Source organism: Candidatus Symbiothrix dinenymphae (genome assembly GCF_001431085.1).
Genome location: NZ_BBRU01000580.1, coordinates 1 through 2,399, shown reverse-complemented (window position 1 = coordinate 2,399; position 2,399 = coordinate 1). Strand labels below are relative to the sequence as shown.

The window sequence follows — 2,399 nt, the reverse complement described above, 5'->3', positions numbered from 1 at the left end:
TGGATAAAATAAGTGCTATATTGTTGCGTTTGAGAACCTTGTTCGCCTGTTTTTTGATGATTCGTTTTTTGTAGCCAAACAAGTAGTCAGCCATAAAAACAAAAAAATATCTTAATTTGGAAAATTGATTATTACGATTAAGAAAAAAGTTTACATAAGTAACGTTCTCATTTTTAGTTAAATGCGAGTACATTTGTTCCGTTTGATTTTCTGTAACCACAATAGGATTCCACCCAAGCGACGGCAAATACCGGCACAAATAACCAACTCGTGGGGCAAAAGCAGGGGGAAAGGCATCACACAAAATCAAGATATTTTTCATTCGGGGAAATTTAAATAAAAATCCTTAGTCAAAGCAACATACGCATCGCTAAACACACCCGCATCCTTCTCTATAACCAACTCATCCTCAGATAATTGGTAACTGGTAACTGGTAACTGATAACTGTATTCCAGCAAAATGCGTTTGGGTGGTGCGCCGGTTTTGGGGCGGACAACCGTTTTGCGGGTCAGTGTCAAGCCGTTTGCTTCGGCGAGCGATTGGATGGTGTCGAAGGCTTCAAAGGGCAAAATCAGGGCAATACGCCCGTTTTCGGCGAGCATTGTTGCACTGTGCTGTATTAAGTCGCTGTAAGATAGCGTATTGGCATGTCGTGCGATGGTGCGTTCGGCATTGGGCGATGGTAATGAATCCACAAAATAGGGCGGATTGGACACTATCAAGTCGTATTTTTGCGTGGGTGCGAATGTGCGAAAATCGCCGTGAATGGCGGTTAGCTTGTCATCAAAAGGCGCGTTTTTGAAGTTTATAACGGTCTGGTTGTAAGCATTTTCGTCGATGTCGATAGCATCAATCTCAGCCTTTTGCATTTTCTGCGCCAACATCAGAGCAATCACCCCCGAACCGCAACCAACATCCAAAACCCGCTGCAAATCCGTAATTGCTCCCGCCCACGCGCCCAAAAGCACGCCATCCGTGCCCACCTTCATAGCGCACAAATCGTGCTGCACGGAAAATTGCTTGAATCGAAATATGCCATTGCCGGTCGTAATTACTTTTGCCGCTTTTTCGGACGCGCCCACAGTCCCCAACTTCGCAATCATAGCATCATAATTATCCAACATTGCTTGGCGGTAGGGCGTGTCGTTGAGCAATAAGCCCAATTCGGTGCGGATGTTTTCTGTCGAAAAAGTGGCTCCAAACAGTTCTTGGACTACTGTTTTGTTGGCAATCAGATTGACCAACGAGATGTATTTGCACTTAAAGAGATGTTTGAACACCCATGTTGCTGTGCGCTTAAGTTTCCATTTATAGCACACCGTCTGTGGCACACGCAGCAGGGCGGTTTCCAGCGTGGCGGTGCCGGAGGTTACTAAGGCTGCTTGGGATTGCTGGAGGAGGCGGTAGGTTTGTCCGAAAATGACAGGAATGGCAGGGGGTTGCGGGTCAAGCCCGCAATGACGGTCAAGCCCGCAATGACGATCAAGCCCGCAATGACGGTCAAGCCCGCAATGACGGTCTATGACGAGGCGATAGTAGTCGGCATCAATGCCCGGCGCACCGGCGATGACCGCCTGATAGTTGGGATAAGCAGCGGCGGCGGCAAGCATCGTTGGCAGGTTGCCTTTGATTTCTTGCTTGCGACTGCCTGCCAGGAGGGCTATGATTGGTTTGTTCTGCAGGTGGTTTGCTTGTTGGAATGCTTCAAATGTTTCGTTTTGGTGGTTGCGGGCGGCAATTTCGTCCACCGTTGGGTTGCCCACATAATCGACCGCGTAATTGTATTTTTTGTAAAAATCTACCTCAAAGGGCAGGATGCAGAGCATTTTATCGACGTATTTTCGGATGTCGCGGATGCGGTAACTCTTCCACGCCCAGATTTTTGGCGATATATAATATATGGTGGGGATGTGGAGTTGCGTTTTCACAAATTTTGCCATCGGGAGGTTAAAGCCGGGGTAATCCACAAAAATCACCACATCGGGGCGGTAGTCGCGAATGCTTTGTTGGCATAGTTTGCCATTCGCCAAAATCTCCCGCAGGTGCATCAACACGGGGATAATGCCCATATATGCCATATCGCGATAATGCCTGACCAACGTGCCTCCCACCGCCTGCATGAGGTCGCCGCCAAAGAAGCGAAACTCCGCCGCCTTGTCCTGCACCATCAATTCCCGCATCAGATTGGATGCGTGTAAATCGCCGCTCGCCTCGCCTGCTACTAAAAAATATTTCATAATCAGTCCCTCTTTGTCATTATATTGTATCCCCAAAAATTCCAAATTTAAACGAAAAATTAACGAAATTGTTGTATATTCAAAAAATAGTTGTACCTTTGCACCCGCTAAAAAAATAATAATAATTAAAAGAATTCAATTTATGTATTTAGACGCAGAAA

Annotated in this window: 3 pseudogenes; all 3 read right to left on the bottom strand. The window is 46.6% G+C overall.

The features are described 5' to 3' along the window. Window positions 1-322: pseudogene (locus ASC50_RS07565) on the bottom strand (hypothetical protein); the annotation flags it as partial. Then, a pseudogene (locus tag ASC50_RS07560) lies at window positions 319-1,014 on the bottom strand (tRNA1(Val) (adenine(37)-N6)-methyltransferase); the annotation flags it as partial. The pseudogenes ASC50_RS07565 and ASC50_RS07560, both read right to left, overlap by 4 nt. A 36-nt stretch (window positions 1,015-1,050) precedes the next feature. Continuing rightward, window positions 1,051-2,238 (bottom strand): annotated as a pseudogene (locus tag ASC50_RS07555) (lipid-A-disaccharide synthase); the annotation flags it as partial. Between the last annotated feature and the right edge of the window lie 161 nt (window positions 2,239-2,399).